Annotated in this window: 14 protein-coding genes; 3 read left to right on the top strand and 11 right to left on the bottom strand. The window is 72.2% G+C overall.

From position 1 onward, the window contains the following. Positions 1-128: 128 nt before the first annotated feature. Positions 129-1,835 carry an ABC transporter ATP-binding protein gene (locus BLQ67_RS11640; protein ID WP_092505244.1) on the top strand — a complete coding sequence of 569 codons (1,707 nt, stop codon included), beginning with the start codon at positions 129-131 and terminating at the stop codon, positions 1,833-1,835. A 107-nt stretch (positions 1,836-1,942) separates the two neighbouring features. Here BLQ67_RS11640 and BLQ67_RS11635 read toward each other — a convergent pair whose 3' ends face one another. The 11 genes from BLQ67_RS11635 to BLQ67_RS16465 all read right to left on the bottom strand — a co-directional run bounded on the left by BLQ67_RS11635 (position 1,943) and on the right by BLQ67_RS16465 (position 13,590). Then, the gene (locus tag BLQ67_RS11635) at positions 1,943-2,899 is read right to left on the bottom strand and encodes an ABC transporter permease (RefSeq protein ID WP_092505242.1); all 957 of its coding nucleotides are present in this window, start codon (positions 2,897-2,899) and stop codon (positions 1,943-1,945) included. Continuing rightward, positions 2,896-3,900: an ABC transporter permease gene (locus BLQ67_RS11630; protein ID WP_092505240.1), complete on the bottom strand. Its 1,005-nt coding sequence runs from the start codon at positions 3,898-3,900 to the stop codon at positions 2,896-2,898. Before BLQ67_RS11630 ends, BLQ67_RS11635 begins: the two co-directional genes overlap by 4 nt. A 75-nt stretch (positions 3,901-3,975) precedes the next feature. After that, the gene (locus tag BLQ67_RS11625) at positions 3,976-5,640 is read right to left on the bottom strand and encodes an ABC transporter substrate-binding protein (protein ID WP_092505238.1); all 1,665 of its coding nucleotides are present in this window, start codon (positions 5,638-5,640) and stop codon (positions 3,976-3,978) included. 226 nt (positions 5,641-5,866) lie between these two features. Beyond that, positions 5,867-6,463, bottom strand: coding sequence for a TetR/AcrR family transcriptional regulator (locus BLQ67_RS11620; protein WP_092505236.1), 597 nt, complete (start codon positions 6,461-6,463; stop codon positions 5,867-5,869). A gap of 49 nt (positions 6,464-6,512) precedes the next feature. Further along, positions 6,513-8,108, bottom strand: coding sequence for an alpha/beta hydrolase (locus BLQ67_RS11615; RefSeq protein ID WP_157674823.1), 1,596 nt, complete (start codon positions 8,106-8,108; stop codon positions 6,513-6,515). Between the two features lie 57 nt (positions 8,109-8,165). Continuing rightward, positions 8,166-9,317, bottom strand: a complete 1,152-nt coding sequence (locus tag BLQ67_RS11610; RefSeq protein WP_092505232.1) for a DNA polymerase III subunit delta' — start codon at positions 9,315-9,317, stop codon at positions 8,166-8,168. Between the two features lies 1 nt (position 9,318). Continuing rightward, positions 9,319-9,945, bottom strand: coding sequence for a dTMP kinase (gene tmk, locus BLQ67_RS11605; RefSeq protein WP_092505230.1), 627 nt, complete (start codon positions 9,943-9,945; stop codon positions 9,319-9,321). 5 nt (positions 9,946-9,950) lie between these two features. Further along, on the bottom strand, positions 9,951-12,626 hold the full coding sequence (gene topA / locus BLQ67_RS11600; RefSeq protein WP_092505228.1) for a type I DNA topoisomerase: 2,676 nt from the start codon (positions 12,624-12,626) through the stop codon (positions 9,951-9,953). A gap of 108 nt (positions 12,627-12,734) precedes the next feature. Continuing rightward, positions 12,735-13,097 (bottom strand): hypothetical protein, encoded by a 363-nt coding sequence (locus tag BLQ67_RS11595; protein ID WP_092505226.1) that lies wholly within the window; start codon positions 13,095-13,097, stop codon positions 12,735-12,737. Then, positions 13,094-13,414, bottom strand: a complete 321-nt coding sequence (locus tag BLQ67_RS11590; protein WP_092506915.1) for a hypothetical protein — start codon at positions 13,412-13,414, stop codon at positions 13,094-13,096. The genes BLQ67_RS11595 and BLQ67_RS11590 overlap by 4 nt, the downstream gene beginning before the upstream one ends. After that, the gene (locus BLQ67_RS16465) at positions 13,414-13,590 is read right to left on the bottom strand and encodes a DUF4244 domain-containing protein (RefSeq protein ID WP_157674822.1); all 177 of its coding nucleotides are present in this window, start codon (positions 13,588-13,590) and stop codon (positions 13,414-13,416) included. The genes BLQ67_RS11590 and BLQ67_RS16465 overlap by 1 nt, the downstream gene beginning before the upstream one ends. Before the next feature lie 163 nt (positions 13,591-13,753). Here BLQ67_RS16465 and BLQ67_RS11585 point away from each other — a divergent pair, with 163 nt between their 5' ends. Together BLQ67_RS11585 and BLQ67_RS11580 are read left to right on the top strand one after the other, a co-directional pair. Continuing rightward, complete coding sequence (locus tag BLQ67_RS11585) at positions 13,754-14,332, top strand: DUF805 domain-containing protein (protein ID WP_157674821.1); 579 nt, start codon at positions 13,754-13,756, stop codon at positions 14,330-14,332. Between the two features lie 51 nt (positions 14,333-14,383). Beyond that, entirely contained in the window at positions 14,384-15,196 is an 813-nt protein-coding gene (locus BLQ67_RS11580) for a DUF805 domain-containing protein (RefSeq protein WP_092505222.1), read from the top strand. The last annotated feature ends 5 nt before the right edge of the window (positions 15,197-15,201 follow it).

Genomic DNA, 15,201 nt, shown 5'->3' with positions numbered 1-15,201 from the left:
CGCATGCGTGGAGGGCTCGCGAACCAGGCGTGTCCGCCGCGGGAGCCTGCGGACGGCGAAGGCTACGGTCGTGTGACGATCGGCCGGAAGCGGGGATGCGACCGCCCGGATTCCGGCAGGATGGCGGGATGATCGAGCCCGCTGCCGAGCCCGTCGACGCCACCCCTGTCGACGCGCACGCCGCTCCCGCATCCGCCCCCGAGCCCGCAGACGAGCGCCCGCCGCTGCTGCGCGTGCGCGACCTGCAGGTGACGTTCCGCACCATGGCGGGCACGGTCGATGCCGTGCAGCACGTGTCGTTCGACGTCGAGCACGGCGAGACCGTGGCGATCGTGGGCGAGTCGGGCTCGGGCAAGTCGACGACGGCGATGGCGATCATCCGCCTGCTCGCGTCGAACGCGACGATCGCGTCGGGCAGCATCCAGCTCGACGGCCGCGAGCTCGTGGGGCTCTCGGAGTCGAGGATGCGCGACCTGCGCGGCAACGAGATCGGCATGGTGCCGCAGGACCCCATGTCGAACCTCAACCCGGTCTCGAAGATCGGCACCCAGGTCGCCGAGACCCTGCTGGTGCACAAGAAGGCCACGAAGCGCGACGTCGGCACCAAGGTCGTCGAGGCGCTCTCGGCCGCGGGTCTGCCCGACGGCGAGGCACGAGCCAAGCAGTACCCGCACGAGTTCTCGGGCGGCATGCGCCAGCGCGCGCTCATCGCCATCGGCCTCGCGTGCGCGCCGCGCCTGCTCATCGCCGACGAGCCGACGAGCGCCCTCGACGTCACGGTGCAGCGCACGATCCTCGACCAGATCGACACGCTCACCCGCGAGCTCGGCACGTCGGTGCTGCTCATCACGCACGACCTCGGCCTCGCCGCCGAGCGCGCGTCGAAGGTCGTCGTCATGCACCGCGGCCGCGTCGTCGAGGCCGGCCCTGCCGCCGAGATCCTCTCGAACCCGCAGCACGAGTACACGAAGGCGCTCGTCGCCGCTGCGCCCTCGGTCGCCGCGGCCCGCGCCGAGGTCATCGAGCACGGCCAGGACGACGCCCAGGCCGCCGCCGACAACATCGTCGAGGTCTCGGGTCTCACGAAGGTCTACCCCGTGCGCGGCGGCGACGACTTCACCGCCGCGAAGGACGTGTCGTTCGTCATCCCGCGCGGCCAGACGGTCGCGATCGTCGGCGAGTCCGGCTCGGGCAAGACCACGACGGCGCGGATGCTGCTGAAGGCGGTCGAGCCGACGTCGGGCTCCATGCTGTTCGAGGGGCAGGAGATCGCCGACCTCAAGGGCGCCGAGCTGCGGTCGTTCCGTCAGCGCGTGCAGCCGGTCTTCCAGGACCCGTACTCGTCGCTCAACCCGTCGTTCACGATCGGCCGCATCATCGGCGAGCCGCTCGAGGCGTACAAGCGCGGCTCGCGCGCCGAGCGTCGCGCCCGCGTGCACGAGCTCATGGACCAGGTGTCGCTGCCGCAGTCGATGCTGCGCCGCTACCCCGGCGAGCTCTCGGGCGGCCAGCGCCAGCGCGTCGCGATCGCCCGCGCCCTCGCGCTGAAGCCCGACCTCGTCGTGTGCGACGAGCCCGTGTCGGCGCTCGACGTGCTCGTGCAGTCGCAGATCCTGCACCTGCTCGGCGAGCTGCAGCGCGAGCTGGGGCTGTCGTACCTCTTCATCTCCCACGACCTCGCCGTCGTGCGCCTCATCAGCGACCACGTCGCCGTGATGCAGCGGGGCGAGATCGTCGAGCAGGCGCCGAGCGAGGAGCTCTTCCAGAACCCGCGGCACCCGTACACGCGGCAGCTGCTGGCATCCATCCCGGGTGCGGAGCTCGGCGCCGCCTGATCCGCCTCGGCTCAGTGGCGACTGGGCACTCGATGCACGCGAGCGGGCAGTAGATGCTGTGATTCGGCACGAATCACGACATCCACTGCCCAATCAGCGTCGGAGCGCTACGCCTTCCGCTGGCGCGGGTCGAGCGCCTCGCGCAGCGACTCGCCGAACAGCGTGAAGCCGAGCGCCGTGATCGCGATGCAGATGCCAGGCAGGAACGCCAGGTGCGGCGCGATCGCCAGCTCGTTCTGCGCGTAGGTGAGCATGCGGCCCCACTCGGCGGTCTCGGGGCGTCCGCCGCCGAGGCCGAGGAACGACAGGGCCGCCGCGTCGATGACCGCGGTCGCCAGCGCGAGCGTCGCCTGCACGACGACCGGGCCGAGCGAGTTCGGCAGCACGTGGCTCATCGTGATCGTGCGACGCGACAGGCCGAGCGTCTGCGCGGCGAGCACGTAGTCGGCCGAGCGCTGCTGCAGCATCGACGAGCGCAGCAGGCGCGCGAAGATCGGCACCTGGCTCGCACCGATGGCGATCATGACGGCCGCGGGCGTCTGCCCGAGCACCGCCGCGATCGACACCGCGAGCAGCAGGTTCGGCACCGACAGCAGGATGTCGACGACGCGCATCACGACGTTGTCGACCCAGCCGCCGAAGCCGGCCGCGACGAGGCCCAGCACCATGCCGCCGACGAGGCCGAGCGCCGTCGAGATGAGTCCGATGAGCAGCGACGCCTGCGCGCCCCAGATGAGCTTCGACAGCACGTCGCCGCCGAAGCGGTCGAGGCCGAGCGGGTACTGGGCGAGCTCGCCGGGCACCGGGATGTGCGTCGGCGTGATCTCGGCGCGACCCGGCAGGGCCGTGCCCGAGAACGGGGCGAGGATGGGCGCGAGGATCGCGACGAGCACGAACAGCAGCACGATGGCTGCGCCCGCGATCGCCTGCGGGTTGCGCCGCATCCGCGAGAACGCGGCACCCCACACGCTCGTGCCGGCCTCGCGGCGCACGGGGCCGCCCTTCGGCTCCTGGGGCTCCGGCGCGATGCTCGCGTCGCTGGCGGGAGGGAGGACGGCGCTCACTGGACACGCACCCTTGGGTCGATGAACGAGTAGCTGACGTCGACGACGAGGTTGATGAGGGCGTAGCCGATCGCGATGAAGAGGATGAAGCCCTGCAGCACGGGGAAGTCGCGCGCGAAGATCGACGACGCGAGGAACTGCCCGATGCCCGAGAACGCGAACACCGTCTCGGTGAGCACCGCTCCCGAGATCAGGAGCCCGACCTGCAGGCCGATGGTCGTGACGACGGGCAGCATGGCGTTGCGCAGCACGAACCGGTCGCGGATGGTCGACTCGAGGATGCCCTTGGCGCGCGCGGTGCGCACGTAGTCGGCGCCGAGCACGTCGAGCACGCTCGCACGCGTGATGCGCACGATGATCGCGAGCGGGATCGTGCCGAGCGCGATGCCGGGCAGCACGAGGTGCATGAAGGCGTCGCCGGCGGCGTCGAGCTCGCCGGTGAGGAAGCCGTCGAGCACCCAGAAGCCCGTGAAGTGCGTGGCATCGATGCGCGCATCCTGCCTGCCGTCGGTGGGGAACCATCCGAGCTGCACGGCGAAGAGGTACTTGAGGATGAACGCGAGGAAGAACACCGGGATGACGATGCCGATGAGGCTCAGCACCACCGATCCGTGGTCGACGAGCCTGCCGTAGTGCTTCGCGGCGAAGTACCCGAGGGGCACGCCGAGCAGCACGGCGAACAGGATCGCGAACGTCGCGAGCTCGAGCGTCGCGGGGAAGCGGCGGGCGAACTCCTCGAGCACGGGGCGACCCGTCTCGATCGAGTTGCCGAAGTCGCCCGTGAGCAGTCGCCCCATGTAGGTGACGTACTGCTCCCAGACGGGGCGGTCGAAGCCGTACAGCGCGTTGATGCGCTCGACGGCCTCGGGGGTCGCGCGCTCGCCGAGGAGCGCGGTCGCGGGTCCGCCCGGGAGGGCGCGGACCCAGAGGAAGAGCAGCAGGCTCAGCCCGAAGAGGGTCGGGACGAGCAGAGCGAGCCGCTTGCCGATGACTCGGAGCACGAGGGCCTTTCGTCAGAAGCGGTGGGAGGGGCCGGATCACGGCCCCTCCCACCGATGGTCATGCAGTCGTCGAGACTACGACGTCAGCACGATCGCGTTGAACACCTCGTCGTTCACCGGGCTCGTCGGGTACGACTCGACGCGCTCGGCGAAGGCCAGCGACGGGGCCGGGTGCGCGAGCGGCACACCGGGGATGAACGTCGCGACCTCCTCGTTGATCGCCTCGTAGAGCGGGATCTGCGCGTCGAGGTCCGGCTCCGCGCGGGCGGCGGCCAGGTCGGAGAACAGCTGCTCGTTGTCGAAGCCCCACTCGGGCGACTCGCCACCGAAGAAGACGCCGAGGAAGTTGTCGGTGTCGTTGTAGTCGCCGGTCCAGCCGAGCAGGTGGATGCCGTGGTCCGAGCCGCCCTGGATGCGGTCCAGGTAGTCGGGCGACCATGCGTTCGGCTGCGGGTCGACCGTGATGCCGATCTCCTCGAGCTGCGCGGAGATGTTCGTGAAGATCTCCTCGGGGTTCGGCATGTACGGACGCGAGACGTTCGTCGGGTAGTTGAACTGCAGCGTGAAGCCGTCCGGGTAGCCGGCCTCGGCGAGCAGCGCACGCGCGGCCTCCGGGTCGTACGCGTACTCGGTGACGTCGTCGTTGTAGCCCGCGACCGACGGCGGGATGAACTGGTTGGCGACCTCGGTGCCCTCGGGCAGCGTCTGCGACACGAGCTGGTCGCGGTCGATCGCCATCGTGATGGCCTGGCGCACGCGCACGTCCTGCAGCTCGGGCACCTGCTGGTTCATGCCGAGGTAGAGGATCGTGAACGGGTCGCGCGACTCGATGAGGTAGCCGTCGTCCTCGAGCGCTGCCGCGTCGGCGGGGCTCACGAGGTCGTAGCCGTCGACGTCGCCGGCCTCGAGCGCCTGGCGGCGCGCGGTCGGGTCGTCGATGACGCGGAAGATGATCTCCTGCACGTCGCCCTGCTCGCCCCAGTAGTCGGGGTATGCGCTCAGCTGCAGCTGCGCGCCGACCTCCCACGAGTCGAACGAGAACGGGCCGGTGCCGACGGGGTGACCCTCGGCGTACTCCGACAGCGTCGGCGCCTCGGCCGTGCCGCCGACGTCGTCCGCGTTGAACTCCTGCAGCGCCGTCGGCGACTGCATCGCGAACGCGGGCAGCGACAGGGCGGCGATGAAGCCTGCGAAGGGCTTCGCGAGCGTCACGGTCGCCGACAGGTCGTCGTCGACGGTGCACGACGCGTAGACCGCGTTCTCGGGGCTGTCCGCGTAGCCCTGGAAGAGGCTCGAGTAGTAGTAGGCCATCGAGTCGGCCTGCGCGACGCCGGTGAAGTTGTACCAGCGGTCGAAGTTGAAGCACACGGCCTCGGCGTCGAAGTCGGTGCCGTCGTGGAACGTCACGCCCTCCTTCAGCGCGAAGGTGTACGACAGGCCGTCCTCCGACTGCTCCCAGCTCTCGGCGAGCAGCGGGGCGGGGTCGGCGGTGCCGGGCTCGACGCCGACGAGGCCCTCGAACATCTGGCGCGAGACGCGGAAGGTCTCGCCGTCGCTCGCGAAGGCGGGGTCGAGGCTCGCGGGGTCGCTGGATGCGGCGAAGACGAACGTCGAGTCGACGTCGCCGGCCTCGCCGGAGTCGTCGCGGTCGCTCTGCACGCAGCCGACGAGGGCGACGACTGCTGCGGTGCCGCCGGCGAGCGCCGCGAGGGTGCGGCGCCGGGATGCGGGTCGGGACACGGTGACCTCCTGGGTCTGGTGCTGTGACAGGCGCACGGCCGACGCCGACCGGGTCGGCGGCGGACGCCACGCGTTCCCTGCACGCTACCCGCGCCCCGTGGTCCAGACCGCCGAGATGGCGAGGTCGTGATCGGACCGTGACCAGCGCCGACACCTGGGGCGTCTCAGGATGCTCGATCGCGCCGGTCGCGGTGCAGCACGACGCTCGATGCGGCGCTCGGCGGCGTCAGACGACGACGGCCGTGCGCACCATGGTGCGCACCTCGTCGAACGTCGCGCGCACGGCGTCCTCGAGGCTCTCGCCGCCCGCGCGGTCGACCCAGCGCATCCATCCGGCGCGCAGCGCACCCATGGCGACGAGCGCCGCGATGCGGCCGCGCTCGTGCGGGCGGTCGGTGCCGTCGAGGGCCGCGCGCCGCTCGGCGAGGCGGATGAGCTGCTGCTCGATCTCGTGGCTCTGCACGACGCGGCGGGCGAAGAGCTCGGGGTGCTGCCGCATGACGTCGCGGCGCAGCAGGATGAGGTCGCGGTCGAGCTCGCGGTCGCCGAGCACCTGCAGCGAGATGGTCTCGAGCATGTCGAGCAGGTCGGTGCCGACCGTGGGGTCGGCGTCGTCGGGGAACTGCATGGGCTCCCCCACGAGCGCCTCGTCGCGCGTCGCGAAGTAGTTGAAGAACGTGCGCGGGCTCACGTCGGCGCGCGACGCGATGGCGTCGACCGGCGGGTGCAGGTCGCCGCGCTCGAGGGCGAGCTCGAGGGCGGCGCGCTGGATCGCAGCGCTGGTGCGGCGGCGCTTGCGCGCGCGCAGTCCTTCGTCCGTCATGGCTCCATTGTTGCAGTCACTGCAAGGTTGCAGCGAATCGTGGATGCGGTCAGCAGCCGTCGATGTCCCCCGACGGCGCCGTGCCGGTGAGGAAGTACTCGTTCACCGGGTCGTCGACGCACGCGTTGCCCTGGTTGTACTGCGAGTGACCCTCGGCATCCACCGAGATGAGCACGCCGCTCTCGAGCTGGTCGGCGAGCGACACCGACTGCTCGTACGGCGTCGCCGGGTCGTTGAGGCCGCCGATGACGATGATCGGCTCGGCGCCCGGCGCCGTGATGACGTGCGGCTCGCGCGTCGCTGCGAACGGCCACGCCGCGCACGTCGACATGCCCGAGAACTGCTGCCACAGCGTCGGCGCGACCGCGCGGATCGCCTCGGCGTTCGCGCGCACCTCGTCGAAGTCCGTCACCGCCGGGGCGTCGAGGCAGTTGACGCCGATGAGCGCCTCGAAGGAGTTGTCGGCGAACGTGCCGTCGGGGTTCACGCCGTAGTAGCGGTCGGCCTCGGCGAACGCCGAGTCGGCCGAGCCGTTCAGCACGTCGGCGAACACCGAGCGCAGCGTGCCCCACTGCGACGGCGAGTACAGGTTCGCCGCGACGGCCGTGAACATGGCGCTCGAGCCCAGCTGACGGCCGTCGCTCGCGTCGAGCGGCGACGCCTCGAGGTCGCTCAGCAGCGTGCCGACCTGCTGCATGGCGCCGTCGACGTCGCCCGCCGTGAACGGGCACGTGCCCACGCTCAGGCAGTCGGCCATCCAGTTGCGCAGCGCCAGCTCGAAGCCGCCCGCCTGGAAGAGCGTGCCCTCGGCGTCGGTCGCATCGGGTGCGACGGCGGCGTCGAGCACGAAGCGGCCCACGTGGTCGGGGAAGAGGTCGGCGTACGTCGCGCCCAGCAGCGTGCCGTACGAGACGCCCAGGTACTGCAGGTGCTCCTCGCCGAGCAGCGCGCGCATGAGGTCCATGTCGCTCGCCGCCTGCTCGGTGCCCATGAACTCCAGCGCCTCGCCCGTGTACTGCAGGCACGCGTCGCCGAACTCGCCGGCGTCGTCGAGCTGCTGCTGCAGGGCCTCGTCGGACAGCGGCTCGGGCGCGGGACCCTCGGGGATCTCCCACAGGTAGTCGTACAGCGTCGACGGGTCGTCGTAGCAGGTGATCGGCGTCGACTGGCCGACGCCGCGGGGGTCGAAGCCGACGAGGTTGTAGTGCTCGAGCACCTCGGGGGCGACGAGGTAGTCGGCGTAGCTGCGCACGTACTCGAGGCCCGAGCCGCCGGGACCGCCGGGGTTGTAGAGCATCGAGCCCCACACCTCGCCGTCGGCGGGCCGGATGATCATGCTCACCTCGATCGAGCGGCCGTCCTCGGGGGTGAACCAGTCCATCGGGGCGTCGATCGTGCCGCACGTGTAGCCGCCGGCGCACAGCGTCCAGTCGACGTCCTGCGCGTAGTACGGCTCGAGGCCCGCATCCACGTCCTCCCCCGTCGGCGTGAACTCGAGGGGCTGGCCGGTCGCGGGCGTCGTCGGCGTCGTGCCGCCGGGGCCGGGGACGAGGTTCGGCGGCAGCACGATGCAGCCCGAGAGCGCGACCGCGATGGATGCTGCGAGCGCGACGGCGATGCCGCTGCGGCGGAGCCTCGATGCCATGGAGGGGGTCCCTTCGTCCGCGCTCATGCTACGGGCGCGCGCCTCCACGCGCTCGGGTCAGCGCGCGTCGGGCGCGGCGACGACGACGAGCAGCGCCTCGAGCGCCAGCAGCGCAGGCACGTTCGCCTCGATGCGCTCGCGCGTCACCTGGATGGCGTCGAGCACCGCGAGCGTGTCCTCGGGGCGGCGACCGCGCGCCGCCTCCTCGATGCGCTGCTGCTGCGCCGCGTTCACGAGCTCGTGCGCGACGCCGAGCTGCGTCAGCAGGATGTCGCGGAAGAGCGAGAGCAGGTCGACGAGGATGCGGTCGACGCCGTCGCGCAGGCCGCGCTTCGCGCGCTCCTTCTGCAGCGACTCCAGCTCGCGCAGCTGCCTGCGCAGCTGCGGCGGCACCGTGCCGCCGGGCGCGATGCCCATCTGGCGCAGCGCCTGGTCGCGCTCGGCGGCGTCCTGGTCGGCACCGAGCGCCTCGGCGTCTGCGCCCGCGATCTCGATGAACCGGGCGGCGGCGAGCACCGCGTGGCCCGCGGTCTGCACGCGCAGCGCGAGGTCGAGCGTCTCGGCACGGCGCGAGCGCGCCTCGTCGTTCGTCGCGAGCCTGCGCGCCATGCCGATGTGGCTCTGCGCCTCGCGCGCCACCTGCGCCGCGAGCCCGGGGTCGACGCCGTCGCGCTCGACGAGCAGGCGCGCGACGGCATCCGCGTCGGGCACGCCGAGCGACACCGTGCGCACGCGCGAGCGGATCGTGGGCAGCAGGTCGGACTCGCCGGGCGCGCACAGGATCCACACCGTGTCCTCCGGCGGCTCCTCGAGCGCCTTCAGCAGCGTGTTCGACGTGCGCTCGACCATGCGGTCGGCGTCCTCGACCACGACGACGCGGTGCCGCGACGACGCCGGCGACAGCGACGCGCGCTGCACGGCGTCGCGGGCCGCGTCGATCTTGATCGTCACGCCCTCGGTCGCGAGCACGACGAGGTCGGGATGCGTGCGCGCCGCGACCTGGATGGCGACGCGCTCGTCGATCGTGCCGGCGGGCGACAGCAGCGCCGTCGCGAACGCGAACGCGAGGTTCGAGCGACCCGATCCTGGCGGGCCCGTGATGAGCCACGCGTGCGTCATCGCCGACGTGCCCGGCGAGGCGGCCGCGCGCCGCAGGGTGGCGACGGCGTCGTCCTGGCCGATGATCTCGCCCCAGGGGTCCGTCGTCATCTCAGCCCTCCAGCAGCGCGGCGACGCGGGCGCGCACGGCGGCGTGGATCTCGTCGGGGCTGCCTGCGGCATCGACGACGAGGAACCGCTCGGGCTCGGCAGCCGCGAGCGCGAGGTACTGGTCGCGCACGCGCACGTGGAGGTCGTCGGGCGCCTCCTCGAGCCGGTCGTACGGCGCATCCACGCGCGCAGCCATGCGACGGCGGCCCTCGGCGGGGTCGAGGTCGAGCAGGATCGTGAGGTCGGGCAGCAGGCCGTCGACGGCCCACAGCGACAGGTCGCGCACCTCGTCGGTGCCGAGCACGCGGCCCGCGCCCTGGTAGGCGACCGACGAGTCGAGGTAGCGGTCCTGCAGCACGACGTCGCCGCGCTCGAGCGCGGGGCGCACGAGCGTCGCGACGTGATGCGCACGGTCGGCGGCGTAGAGCAGCGCCTCGGCGCGCGGCGCGACGTGGCCGCGACGGTGCTGCACGAGGTGGCGGATCTCGACGCCCAGGTCGGTGCCGCCGGGCTCGCGCGTCGTCACGACCGTGCGACCCGCCTCCCGCAGCCAGTCGGCGAGCAGCGTCGACTGCGTCGACTTGCCTGCGCCGTCGCCGCCTTCGAGCGTGACGAAGAGCCCTGCCACCGCGCCTACTTCTTGGCGGGCGTGCGTCGCTTGGCGGGCGCCTTGCGCGCCGCCGGCTTCTTCGCCGGACCCTTGTCGCGCTTGATCTGCAGCAGCTCGACGGCGCGCTCGAACGTCACGGCGGCGATGTCCTCGCCGCGCGGGATCGTCGCGTTCGTCTCGCCGTCGGTCACGTACGGGCCGAAGCGTCCGTCCTTGACCTTGATCGGCTTGCCGCTCACGGGATCCGCGTCGAACTCGGCGAGCGCCGACGACTGGCGACGGGCACCGTACTTCGGCTGCGCGAGCTTCTCGATCGCCTGCTCGAGCGTGATCGTGAAGATCTCGTCCTCGCTGTCGAGCGAGCGCGTCTCGTCGCCCTTCGTGATGAAGGGGCCGTAGCGGCCGTTGCGCACCGTGATGGGCGTCGCCGACTCGTCGGCCGGGTCGATGCCGATCGTGCGCGGCAGCGACAGCAGCGCGACGGCGGCGTCGAGGTCGATCGACTCGGGCGTCATGGTCTTGAAGAGCGAGGCCGTGCGCGGCTTCGGCGGCTTCGGCACGCGCTTGGGCTTGCCGGTCTTCGTGAGCTCGGGCTCGGCGGGAGTCTCGGGCTCGGGCTCGACCTCCTGCACGTACGGGCCGAAGCGGCCGTCCTTCACGATGATCGACTTGCCGGTCTCGGGGTGCTCGCCGAGCACGCGCTCCTCGACGGGCGGCGCATCCAGCAGCTCCTGCGCGCGCACGAGCGTCAGCTCGTCGGGCGTGAGCTCCTCTGGCACGTTCGCGCGCTGGATCGTGCCCTGCTCGTCGATGCGCTCGAGGTACGGGCCGTACTGGCCGACGCGCAGCGTGACGCCCTCGCCGAGGTCGATGGAGTTGACGGCGCGCGCGTCGATCTCGCCGAGGTTGCCGACGACGTCGCGCAGGCCCGGCTTGCCGTCGTGCCCGCGGTAGAAGCGCGTGAGCCACTCGACGCGGTCGGCGTCGCCGTCGGCGATGCGGTCGAGGTCGGCGAGCATCTCGGCCGTGAAGTCGTAGTCGACGTACTGGCCGAGGTGCTCCTCGAGCAGGTTCATCGTCGCGAACGCGATCCACTCGGGCACGAGCGCGCCGCCGCGCACCGTGACGAAGCCGCGGCGCACGATCGTGTCGATGATCGACGCGTACGTCGACGGGCGACCGATCTCGAGCTCCTCGAGCGCCTTCACGAGGCTCGCCTCGGTGTAGCGCGGCGGGGGCGTCGTGACGTGGTCCTTGCGGTCCAGGTTCTTCAGGCCCAGGGCGTCCTTCGCCTTGACATCGGGCAGCGTCGCATCCTGCTCGGCGTCGTCGGCGTAGCGATCGACGTCCTTGCCCTCCTCGTACGCCTGCAGGAAGCCGGGCTCGGTGATGACGGTGCCGGATGCGGTGAGCTCGGCGACGCCGCGGCTCGTCTTCGCCGACGCGATCGTGATCGTGGCCGTCTGACCGGTCGCGTCGATCATCTGGCTCGCGACGGTGCGCTTCCAGATGAGGTCGTAGAGGCGGTGCTCGTTGTCGGTGAGCTTGCCCTTGAGCGACGAGGGCGTCGCGAAGGCGTCGCCGGCCGGGCGGATGGCCTCGTGGGCCTCCTGCGCCGACTTCGACTTGCCGGAGTACAGACGCGGCGCCTGCGGCACGGCGCCGTCGCCGTAGAGCGCGGTGGCCTGCGTGCGGGCGGCCGAGATCGCCTGCGCCGAGAGCGACGGCGAGTCCGTCCTCATGTACGTGATGTAGCCGTTCTCGTAGAGCGACTGCGCGACCGACATCGTCTGCTTCGCAGAGAAGCGCAGCTTGCGGCCGGCCTCCTGCTGCAGTGTCGACGTCGTGAACGGCGCCGACGGACGGCGGCGGTACGGCTTCGACTCGACGCTCGCGACCTCGAAGGCCGACGCCTCGAGCTCCTCGGCGAGCGAGGCGGCGGCCTCGGCGTCGAGGATCGTGCGCACGCCCTTGACCTGGCCGCGGTCGTCGAAGTCGGAGCCGGTGGCGACGCGGGCGCCGTCGAGGCGCACGAGGCGGGCGAGGAACTCCTTGCCCGATGCGTCGAACGTGGCGGCGAGGCTCCAGTACGCGGCGGGCACGAACGCCATGCGCTCGCGCTCGCGGTCGACGATGAGTCGAGCGGTGGGCGACTGCACGCGGCCGGCCGACAGGCCCTGGCGCACCTTGCGCCACAGCACGGGGCTCACCTCGTAGCCGTAGAGGCGGTCGAGGATGCGGCGGGTCTCCTGCGCGTCGACGAGGTCCATGTCGAGCTGGCGCGTGTTGTCGCGCGCGTGCTCGATGGCCTCCTTCGTGATCTCGTGGAAGACCATGCGCTGCACGGGCACCTTGGGCTTCAGCACCTCGAGCAGGTGCCACGCGATGGCCTCGCCCTCGCGGTCCTCATCAGTCGCGAGGATGAGCTCGTCGGCGTCCTTGAGCGCCTTCTTGAGCTCGGTGACCGTCTTGCGCTTGTCGTCGTTGACGACGTAGTACGGCTCGAAGGCGGAGTCGACGTCGACGGCGAACTTGCCGAACGGACCCTTCTTCATGTCCGCAGGGAGGTCGCGAGGGCTCACGAGGTCGCGGATGTGCCCGACCGATGCCAGGACCTTGTATCCCTCGCCGAGGTAGCGCTCGATCGTCTTGCCCTTCGCAGGGCTCTCGACGATGACGAGCTTCGTGCCGTCTGCCAACGCTCTTGTCCTTCCCGCTGACGCGCCCTCACCATACATGCGCCGTACGACGGCTCCGCGCACAGGACGGGCGGCGTTCGCCGCAGGCGTGCGGACGCGGTGCGCACCTCATCCATCGTCGCGCTCCTCGTCCGGCGGCCCCGCGACGGCCGTCGCCCGCACGGGCAGCCCGCCCGCGTCGGCCGCGACGATCGTCGCCGTGAGGCCCTCGAGCGAGCACGCGACGACCGTCGCGCCGTTCGCCGCCGCGACCATGCCAGCGCGCGTGCACGGGTCGTCGGACGCCCAGCCGGCCGCCGCATCGGCCGCCGAGAGCGCCGCCGCGTCGGCTGCGGCGTCGACCCGGGCCGACGCGACCACGAGCCCGCATGCCCCGAGCGTCACGCCCGCCGCGACGACGGCGGCCGCGACGATCGCGAGCGCCAGCACCGCACCCGCACCCCGTTCGGAGGCGAGCCGTGCGGCGATCATCGCCCGCCCGCATCCGCGCAGCTCGACGCCGCGAGCGGCAGGACGCCGCCGAGGGCCGTCGCCCGCAGCGTGACGCACACGAGCTCGCCGGTCGCCGCCACCTCGATCGCGGCGTCGCCCGCGTACGGCTCGGGCGCGTCGCCGCGGGCCGCGGCACGCGCGGCGTCGCCGACCGCGTCCTGCAGCGCCACCTGCCGCGCCGCAGCCCCGACGCCGCCGATCGCGAGCGCCGCGATCACGACGACGGCGGGCAGCGCCGCGGCGAGCTCGGCCGTCACGGCACCGCGCTCGTCGCGCACGCCGCCCGCGCGCCGCATCACTGCTGCACGGTCAGCGCGCGCTGCACCATGTCGGTGAGGATGCCGCGCACCTCCTCGCTGCGCAGGATCACCACCAGCAGCCCAGCGAATCCGACGGCCGCCATCGTCGCGATGACGTACTCCGCGGTCGCGGCACCCGTCTCGTCGTCGACGAGCCTCGTGAGCCTGTCCATGTCCACTCCTCTCTTCTCGCTGCGCGCCCTCGACGCGCGGGCGACCAGGGTCGCCTCGCGAGCCGACGCTTGCCCGGGGTCGTGTGCCGGATGTGGATGCCCGAGCCCTGTGGAGCCGCATCCACGGCGCATCCGCGCAGCCGCGCGCTGCTTCACTGGAGGCATGCGCGTGCCCCTCGACCAGCCGCACTACGGCATCGGCCCGGCCGGCATGCTGCGATTCCTGCGCAAGTACGCGACGTTCCGCGGCCGTGCGAGCCGCAGCGAGTTCTGGTGGGGGCAGCTGACGCTCGCCATCGCCTCGCTCGTGCTCTTCCTGCCCGGCGTCATCGCCTTCCCCGCCGTCTTCCTCAGCCGCATGGAGGTCTCCACGGCCGACCCGTCGACGACGCCCGCTGCCCCGTTCGCGGCGTTCGCCGACGCGCTGTGGGGCTTCGGGCTCCTGCTCGCCGGTGCGGTCCTCTGGCTCGGGCTGCTGCTGCCGTGGCTCGCGCTCGCGTGGCGCCGTGCCCAGGATGCGGGGATGCCGGGCGGCGTCGCGCTCGCCTTCCTGCTCGGCGGCAACATGCTCGCGGGCGTGCTGCTCATCACGGGGCTCGCGCAGTACGTGCTGGGCTTCCTCGACTCGTCGGCGCGCGGCGCGCGCTACGAGCGCTCCACCACGCCCGTGCTGCCACCCGGCGTGCCTGCGCAGGCGTGGGAGGCCGAGCGGGCGATGGCGGCCGCGACGCGCATGCGGTAGCCCTGGCGGGTCGCGCGCACGCGACGCGGCGTCGCTTGGTTGACTGGGGGCATGGACGTGCCCCTGGACCAGCCGCACTACGGCATCGGCCCCGCGGGCATGGTGCGATTCCTGCGCAAGTACGCCACGTTCCGGGGCCGCGCGAGCCGCAGCGAGTTCTGGTGGGGTCAGCTGACGCTCTTCGCCGCGACGATGGTGCTCCTCGGTCCCGGGCTCGTGGTCGCGGTCGTCGGGTACGTCGACCTCATGCGTCAGGCCATCGAGAACCCGTACTCGACGTCGTCGACGGACCCGGCGCTCGACCCGCTGCTGCCCGGCTTCGGCCTCCTCGCGCTCGGCAGCCTGCTGAGCCTGGCGTTCCTCGTGCCGAGCATCGCGCTCACCTGGCGCCGGCTGCAGGATGCGGGCATGCACGGCGGGCTCGCGTTCGCCTTCATCTGCGGCAGCTGGGCAGCCAGCTACGTCGTGACCTTCGCGGGCCTCGCCTCGCTCGTGCCCGGATTCCTGCCGTCGTCGCTGCGCAGCGCGCGCTACGAGCAGTCGGCGACGCCCGTGCTGCCCCCGACGATCGACGCCGCGACGTGGCACCTCACGCGGGCGTGGGCGCAGGCGGGCGCTGCCGGTCCTGCACCGCAGCAGTGGCAGGCGGCGCAGCAGTGGCCGGGCCAGCAGTGGCCGGCGCAGCAGTGGCCCGCGCAGGCGTGGCCCCAGCAGCCGCAGCAGCAGTGGCCGGCGCAGGCATGGCCGGAGCAGTCGCCGCAGCAGACGTGGCCCCAGCAGCCCTGGAGCCAGGACGCATGGCAGCAGACCGGGTACCAGCCCACGCACCCCGAGGCGGGCCCCTACTCCGACCCGCAGCGCTGACGCCG

This window comes from Agrococcus jejuensis (assembly GCF_900099705.1).
Taxonomy (GTDB): Bacteria; Actinomycetota; Actinomycetes; order Actinomycetales; family Microbacteriaceae; genus Agrococcus; species Agrococcus jejuensis.
Note: the sequence above shows the minus strand (reverse complement) of the source record. Positions and strands in the feature narration are given on the sequence as shown.

Coding starts and splice junctions, on each gene's coding strand:
- BLQ67_RS11580 (WP_092505222.1), top strand. CDS start 14,384: ATGGACGTGCCCCTGGACCAGCCGCACTACGGCATCGGCCCCGCGGGC.
- BLQ67_RS11585 (WP_157674821.1), top strand. CDS start 13,754: ATGCGCGTGCCCCTCGACCAGCCGCACTACGGCATCGGCCCGGCCGGC.
- BLQ67_RS11640 (WP_092505244.1), top strand. CDS start 129: ATGATCGAGCCCGCTGCCGAGCCCGTCGACGCCACCCCTGTCGACGCG.
- BLQ67_RS11595 (WP_092505226.1), bottom strand. CDS start 13,097: ATGATCGCCGCACGGCTCGCCTCCGAACGGGGTGCGGGTGCGGTGCTG.
- BLQ67_RS11620 (WP_092505236.1), bottom strand. CDS start 6,463: ATGACGGACGAAGGACTGCGCGCGCGCAAGCGCCGCCGCACCAGCGCT.
- BLQ67_RS11590 (WP_092506915.1), bottom strand. CDS start 13,414: ATGCGGCGCGCGGGCGGCGTGCGCGACGAGCGCGGTGCCGTGACGGCC.
- BLQ67_RS11610 (WP_092505232.1), bottom strand. CDS start 9,317: ATGACGACGGACCCCTGGGGCGAGATCATCGGCCAGGACGACGCCGTC.
- BLQ67_RS16465 (WP_157674822.1), bottom strand. CDS start 13,590: ATGGACAGGCTCACGAGGCTCGTCGACGACGAGACGGGTGCCGCGACC.
- BLQ67_RS11615 (WP_157674823.1), bottom strand. CDS start 8,108: ATGGCATCGAGGCTCCGCCGCAGCGGCATCGCCGTCGCGCTCGCAGCA.